The organism is Collimonas fungivorans, from assembly GCF_028292705.1.
GTDB lineage: Bacteria > Pseudomonadota > Gammaproteobacteria > Burkholderiales > Burkholderiaceae_D > Collimonas > Collimonas fungivorans_B.
This window is the reverse complement of sequence record NZ_JAQGLV010000001.1, coordinates 1-6,646: the sequence shown is the minus strand read 5'-3', so window position 1 is coordinate 6,646 and position 6,646 is coordinate 1. Positions and strand designations below refer to the sequence as shown.

Sequence of the window (6,646 nt, the reverse complement as noted above, 5' to 3'; positions counted from 1 at the left end):
CGTTGCCCTTGATCAGGGCGCCGTCCTGATCGGCGGGAAAGCGCTTGGCGCCCAGCGTCACGGCCTGGTACAGGCGCACCCGCTGGCCGATGATGGTGGTTTCGCCGATCACCACGCCGGTGCCGTGATCGATGAAAAAACTGGCGCCTATCTGTGCCGCCGGGTGGATGTCTATGCCGGTCGCGGAGTGGGCGATGTCGGCGATCAGGCGCGCCAGCAGCGGCGCGCCCAGGCCATGCAAGGCGTGCGCCAGGCGGTGGTAGATGATGGCCGTGGTGCCGGGATAACACAGCAGGATTTCGGAAATGCTGGTGGCGGCAGGATCGCCGCTGTAAGCAGCCTGGATGTCGCTCGCCAACAGGTCGCGGATGGCCGGCAAGCCAGCGGCGAACTGTCGGGTGACGGCGATCGCCTGGCGGTTGAGGTCGGCTTCCGGGGTACTTTCTTCGAGCACGAACAGCAAGCCCCGGCGGATCTGCTCGGCCAGGATGTTCAAGGTGAAACTGAGGGTGTTGCCGACGAAATGGTCGATGGTTTCGTCGTTCAGGTCGGTGCGGCCGTAGTGGGTCGGAAACAGCGCCGCCGACAGGCCCTGCAGCACTTCCGCCAGCGCCTGGCGCGACGGCAGTTCGCGGATATCGCCGCGGTGCCGGATCTTGTTGGTCACTTCGCGCGAGGTGCGCAAAGCGGAAACCACCTGCTCCAGGCCCAGGCCGGAACTGTCGGTCAGCGCCTGCTGTTCGGAAAAATTGCGGCTACTCATGCGTGCAGATGCTCATTGTTAAAAACGGCGAAATCACTATTGCAGCGAAGAAGATGCGAATCCTGAATCTTTGAATGCCTGCCTATTTTGTCGGCAGGCGGAAAAATTGACTACGAATTTTTATGACGAAAAACGCATAAGCTAGTTTGCTAATCTCATATGCGCCTCTGTTATTGCTCGCCTGTGGCCTATGACCGCCCCAGAGCCGCAGGCGCGGCGTCGCGCACGTCGATCTGGCGGGGAATCAGCTTCAGTTCGAAGAAAGTGTCGGCGATGACCTGCTGTTCGGCCAATATCGCCCTGCTGATCGGCTCGGTGCCGAACGAAGAACGGGCCACCAGGACATCGACCACGGGCTTCGGCAAGCCCCACACTGCCGACAGTTCCGCCGCCAGCTCGTTGCGGTTGGCTTTGCCCCAGATGTCGATCTTGTTGAGTTCTTCGACGGCGATGCTCAGCACATCGCCATTCTTTTGCGCGTAGTCCTTCGATGAAAAATAGTAAGCCCGGTTCTTGACGACGCCACTGGCGTCGGCCAGGATGCGCGCCGACAGGGTCTGTTCGGCGGCCGCAAGGAACGGCTCCCAGATCACCCAGGCGTCGACCACGCCCTTCTCGAACGCCGCGCGGGCATCGGCCGGCGCCAGCCACACCAGGTTGACGTCGCTATAGTTCAAGCCGTTCTTCTGCAGCAGCTTGACCAGGAAATAGTGAACATTCGAGCCCTTGTTGAGGGCGATCTTTTTCCCTTTCAGGTCGGCCACCGTCCTGATCGCCGAAGCTGCCGGCACCAGCACCGCCTCCACCGCCGGCCGCGGCACGGTCGCCGCGACATAGACAATCGGCGTGCCGTTGGCCTGGGCGAAAATCGGCGGCGCTTCGCCGACATCGCCGAAATCGATGGAACCGACATTCAGCGCTTCCAGCTGCACCGGCCCGGCGCTGAACTCTATCCACTTGACCGCCACGCCCAGCGGCGCCAGGCGCTGCTCCAGCGTGCCGCGCTTTTTCAGTAGGCTCAACAAGCCTTTCTGGTAACCGACGCGCAGTTCACGCTGCGCCGCGCGCGCGGCAAATGGCGCAAATACCGCAACGACAGCCATGCCGATGCCGGCCTGCAGCAGACAGCGGCGCCGGCCCGCCCGGTTTTTATGGTTGCCTGGCTTGTTGTCGCTCATATTGTCTTTCCGATGGAATCGATTACCCTGGTCAAGCTGCAAGCAGCGCTCAGCCCGATCTTAATAAGAAGGCAAAACAAAAAGAACGAATAAAATCTTCTCCGGATAGTTGGAATTCAGATAAGCGGGAGCCGGGCCGTCCAGACCGGATAGACAGTGTCTTCAAGCTGTCATATATGCTGTGCACAATCCGCGCTTGGTATAACTTGATACAGCTTAATAAATACGTTAGCCGGAAGCCTTCCGGTTGGCGAGAACAGCCACGGAGCCTAGAAATGCAAAAAAAGATTTCCCGTCTTGCGATAATCCTGTGCCTTGCTTCATCCAGCGTCTTTGCCGCCAGTTCACGGTCGGCCTGGGTGGTGAGCGACATCTATAACTACAACCATCCCTACGCGGCGGCAAACAGCGCCGACCTGGCGACCAAGATGCAAACCATGGACAGCAGCGCGTTCCTGTTCTACCGCGGCACCGCCGACATCTTTTACCGCGACATGGCGACGCTGCCGGCGTCCGCCTACACCAGCCCTTCAACCGCTTACACCTGGCTGGGCGGCGATACCCACCTGGCGAATTTCGGTGCGTTCCAGGACAGCGGCGGCAAGGCGGTGTTCGGCGTCAACGACTTCGATGAAGGCTACCTCGGGCAATACGTGTGGGACCTGCGCCGCACCGCCACCAGCATCGTGCTGGCCGGCCGCGAAAACGGCTTGAAGGACAGCGACATCACGACTGCCATCAACACCTTCGTCGCCGCCTACCTGAGCCAGCTGAGCAGCGTCAGCGGCAACAACAACGAGAAGAGCTTCCAGCTCACCACCAGCAATACCAGCAGCGTGGTGAAATCGGCCATCAGCAGCTCCGCCGGCGACAAGCGTTCCGACCTGCTGTCCAAATATACGACTGTCAGCAACAGCAAGCGCGTGTTCCAGGACAGCGCCAAGCTGGCCGCCGTCAGCAGCGCCACCTACAACGCCGTGGTGGCTGCGATGGGCACTTATGTGCAAACCATTTCCGCCGGCAAGCAATATGCCGGCAGCTATTACACCGTAAAGGATGTACACCAGAAGCTCGGTTCAGGCACCGGCAGCCTGGGCCGCCTGCGTTATTACGCGCTGCTTGAAGGACCGTCCAGCTCGACCTCCGACGACGTCATCCTGGAACTGAAACAGGAAGCCGCCAGCAACGTCGCCATTGCCGCCCCCGGAAAACTGCCGGCCGCCGACTATGCCAACAACGAAGGCAACCGGGTCGGCCGCACCGGCAAGGCGCAGCTGATCAATGCCGACGTGCTGACCGGCTACACCAGCATCAACGGCCTGCCTTTTTATGCACATGAAAAATCGCCGTTCGAAGAGGATTTCGACTACACCCAGCTTTCCAGCAGCAGCAAGTTCAATACGGCGATAACCTATGTCGGCCAGGCGCTGGCCAGTGCGCATGCATTGGCCGATAACGACTACGACAGCTCGGTGGTGCCGTTCAGCATCGAAGCCGAGATCACCAGCGCCGTGACCAGCAAAAGCGGGCTGCAGGCCGAGATCGCCAGTTTTGCCTTCGGCTACGCCGACCAGGTGAACCTGGACTGGCAGTCTTTCAAGTCGGCTTATGCGGCTGGCACGCCGTTGTATTGAATCCCGGCTTTGACAGGCAAAAAACCATCCTGAAAGCCCGCCGAAACGCGGGCTTTTTTTCTCGTTAGCCACTTGCGATTTCGTCAAATTCCGGCGGAAATAGTGTAACAATTTGTGACCGCCGGCGAGCCCGAAAATCGGCTACCGGCGATCATGGCGTTGACAATCCGTCACCAGCGACAACGGCGGCAGCATTGCCCCGTGCGGCATTGCCGAGCGCTCGCGCCAAAATTCATATTCCCCTCAAATTGCCCAGTCCTGCAAATCGCAAGCCAAGCTGATCCGTGCTGCCGCGCCGTGTCATGTACATGAAATATCTCTGCGCTATCGTCGCTCGCGGTTATGTAGCAATACCCACCGTCCACCTGAGGAAAGCATGAAAAAAAATATGATAAAAGCCATCCCCGCCGCCTTGCTGCTGGCCGGGCTGGCGGCTTGCAGCGGCTCCGACAACAACTCGATATCGACCGTCACGCCGCCGGCGCCGGTCAGTTCACAAGATGCGCTGGCCACGGCCACCCCGATCAAGCACGTTGTAGTGATTTTTGGCGAAAACAATTCATTCGACCATTATTTCGGCACCTACCCTAACGCCACCAATCCCAGCGGCGAACCTGCATTCACCGCAGCGGCCAATACGCCGGCCGTGACTGGATTGACGCCGGCGTTGTTGACAGCCAATCCGAATTCGACCAACACCGCCAACGGCGCCGGCGCGGCCAATCCGTTCCGCCTGGACCGTTCGCAGGCGCTGACCGCCGACCAGAACCACGGCTATACCGCGGAGCAAAGCGCCTACAACGGCGGCGCCATGGACCTGTTCCCGAAAAACACCGGCACGGCTTCCAGCGGCACCGGCACCGGCACCGGCCCGTTCTTTACCAAGGGCCTGGTGATGGGTTATTACGACGGCAATACTGTCACCGCGCTGTGGAACTATGCCCAGCATTTCGCCATGAACGACAACTCCTTCGACACCGTGTTCGGACCGTCGACGCCAGGCGCACTGAACCTGATCTCGGGCCAGACCAACGGCGTGACCCAGGTGGTCGGCAGCAGCAGCTCGGCTTTGGTAGCCGACGGCCAGGGCGGCAAGACCATGATCAGCGATATCGACCCGTCCGCCGATACCTGCTCGTCGGCCACCAGCACCGCCACCATGAGCGGCAAGAACATCGGCGACCTGCTCAACGCGCAGAGCATCAGCTGGGGCTGGTTCGAAGGCGGCTTCGACCTCACCGCCAGCAACCCCAACGGCACCACCGGCTGCGCCCGCAGCACCTATTCGACCGTGCTGGGCGGCTATACCGCCGACTATATTCCGCATCACCAGCCGTTCCAGTACTACGCCTCCACCGCCAATCCCAAGCACACGCGTCCCAGCTCGGTGGCGGCGATCGGCTCCAGCCAGGACGGCGGCGCCAACCATCAGTACGACACCAACGATTTCTTCACGGCAGTCAGCGCCGGCAATTTCCCTTCGGTCAGTTTCCTGAAGGCCCAGGGCTACCAGGATGGCCACGCTGGTTATTCGAATCCGCTGGACGAACAAGCATTCGTCACCAAGGTGGTCAACTTCCTGCAGCAGCAGGATGACTGGAAAAATACCGTGGTGATCATGGCCTACGACGATTCCGACGGCTGGTACGACCATGTGGCCAAGATAGTCAACGGTTCGAGCACCACCGCCGACACCCTGAACGGCGCCAGCACCTGCGGCAGCGGCACGCCGCTGAACGGCGTCAACGGCACGCCGGTGCAAGGCCGCTGCGGTTATGGTCCACGCCTGCCGCTGCTGGTGGTGTCTCCTTACGCCAAGAGCAATTTCGTCGACCATACGCTGACCGACCAGTCCTCCATCCTGCGTTTCGTCGAAGACAACTGGCTGAACGGCCAGCGCATCGGCCAGGGTTCGTTCGACGCCATTTCCGGTTCGATCCAGAACATGTTCGACTTCAGCAACGGCGGCAAGACACCCAAGCTGAACCTTGATCCGGGTACAGGCCAGTCAAGCTGATCTCGTTTGGCGGGTTTTCCGGCGAGCCGCGCGATTTGCGCTGCTCGCCGCCTGATTTTTCATGACGGCGCCGGCTCGGGGCCGTTAACCGTGATATCGATGAAACGTTCTCCCATTTTATTGTTTGCCTTACCGGGCCTGCTGCTGGCATTGGCCGGCTGCGATCGCCACGCACCGTCATCCCCTGTTGCAGCGGCCGCCGTCGTTGCCCCTTCATCTCCCAAGGCGCCCGGGTTAAGCGCGGTAGCACAGCTGGGCAAGAAGATTTTCTTCGATCCGTCGCTATCCGGTTCGGGCAAGCTGGCTTGCGCATCCTGCCACAGTCCCGATCACGCTTATGCGCCGCCCAATAACCTGGCGGTCCAGCTGGGCGGCCCCGGACTGGATAGACAGGGCTTGCGTGCAGTACCTTCCTTGCGTTACCTGGAACATACGCCGGTGTTCACCATCGGCCCCAACAGTTCGGTGCCTGACAGCGACGCAGCCGCGCCGCCTGCCGTGCCCGCCACGACTGCCGACATCAAAGTCGCCGCGATTGCCAAAAACACGCAAGCCTCCGCTGCGCTGCTGGCGGCGGAGGCACATGTACCGATGGGCGGACTCGATTGGGACGGCCGCGCCGATACCTTGCAGAGCCAGGCCCAGGGACCTTTCCTCGATCCCAATGAAATGGACAACAAGAGTTCCGCGACACTGCTCGACAAGCTACGTGGCGCTCCCTATGCGGACGAACTGCGCCAGCTGTTCGGCGCCAACGTGTTCAGCAATCCTGACCTGGCGCTGAGCGAAGCCTTGTTCGCGCTGGCGCGTTTCCAGCTGGAAGACCCCAGCTTCCATCCGTATGACAGCAAGTACGATTATTATCTGGCCGGCATGGCCAGCCTCACTCCGGCGGAAGCGCGCGGCCTCAAGCTGTTCGAAGACCCGCAGAAAGGCAACTGCTCCTCCTGCCATATCGACAAGCCGTCGCATGACGGCATGTTCCCGCCGGCCTTCACCGACTACCAGTTCGAAGCGCTGGCCGGACCGCGCAACCGAGAGCTGCTGGCCAACC

5 protein-coding genes are annotated in these 6,646 nt (G+C 60.8%); 3 read left to right on the top strand and 2 right to left on the bottom strand.

What is annotated here, in order from left to right; genetic code table 11:
- On the bottom strand, positions 1-763 hold a 763-nt coding region (locus JWQ61_RS00025; protein WP_304358696.1), incomplete at its 3' end, for a serine O-acetyltransferase.
- A 188-nt stretch (positions 764-951) separates the two neighbouring features.
- Positions 952-1,866 carry a sulfonate ABC transporter substrate-binding protein gene (locus JWQ61_RS00020; RefSeq protein WP_304358697.1) on the bottom strand — a complete coding sequence of 305 codons (915 nt, stop codon included), beginning with the start codon at positions 1,864-1,866 and terminating at the stop codon, positions 952-954.
- A 350-nt stretch (positions 1,867-2,216) separates the two neighbouring features.
- Here JWQ61_RS00020 and JWQ61_RS00015 point away from each other — a divergent pair, with 350 nt between their 5' ends.
- The 3 genes from JWQ61_RS00015 to JWQ61_RS00005 all read left to right on the top strand — a co-directional run.
- Positions 2,217-3,575, top strand: a complete 1,359-nt coding sequence (locus tag JWQ61_RS00015) for a DUF2252 domain-containing protein (protein ID WP_304358695.1) — start codon at positions 2,217-2,219, stop codon at positions 3,573-3,575.
- Positions 3,576-3,951: 376 nt separating this feature from the next.
- Entirely contained in the window at positions 3,952-5,592 is a 1,641-nt protein-coding gene (locus tag JWQ61_RS00010) for a phospholipase C (protein ID WP_304358694.1), read from the top strand.
- Between the two features lie 99 nt (positions 5,593-5,691).
- Positions 5,692-6,646: cytochrome-c peroxidase (locus tag JWQ61_RS00005; protein ID WP_304358693.1), on the top strand; the 955-nt coding region annotated here is incomplete at its 3' end.